General features: G+C 39.6%; 1 protein-coding gene. It reads left to right on the plus strand.

Features of this window, described 5'->3' with window-relative positions:
- Positions 1-15: 15 nt before the first annotated feature.
- Positions 16-671, plus strand: a 656-nt coding sequence (locus DBR11_RS27470) for a hypothetical protein (protein ID WP_108555740.1), incomplete at its 3' end; no start/stop codon positions are given.

Below are 671 nucleotides of genomic sequence, written 5' to 3' on the forward strand. Positions count from 1 at the left end.
GAAATAAGGGCTCAAATGGCAATTTATAGATTTAGAATAAGTTTTGAAGATTTCGACGAAGTAGTTAGAGAAATAGACATTAAGTCCACGCAAACATTTGAAGACTTACACCGGGCCATTCATAAGTCCACGGGGTATGTTATTGAAAAATCTTCTTCATTTTATGTAAGCGCAGACAACTGGATCAAAGGAGACGAGATTGCCTATCTGCCTAACCAACGCAAGATAGACAGAGGTGTTGCTTTAATGGAAAAAGCCAAACTGAGCAATTTCATTGAAGACCCACATCAGAAATTTTATTATACATATAATTTCGACAGGCCTTTTGATTTTCACGTAGAGCTCATCAGAATCATTCTGGAAACCGACCCTTCTATCGAATATCCTTTTCTATTTAAAAGCACAGGAGAGGCGCCTAAAATCATTGACAAGAACAGCTCAAGTCCTGTTGCGGTATCCAGTAATCCTGTATCCGATGAATTCGATTTCCTGAATGAGATGGACTTTGTTCCTGAAGATACAGATGAAATTGAAGCCATGGGCGGCAGCGGTATCAATGCCAAAGAACACGGCGAAGAAAGTGAAGAGTCAGGAGAAGAGGAAGAAGATGAATTTTCAGACAACGAGAACTACGAAGATGAAGATTATGGCGGTAAGGAAGAGGATTACTA

The sequence above is a fragment of the Pedobacter sp. HMWF019 genome (genome assembly GCF_003061025.1).
In the GTDB taxonomy this organism is placed as follows: Bacteria; Bacteroidota; Bacteroidia; order Sphingobacteriales; family Sphingobacteriaceae; genus Pedobacter.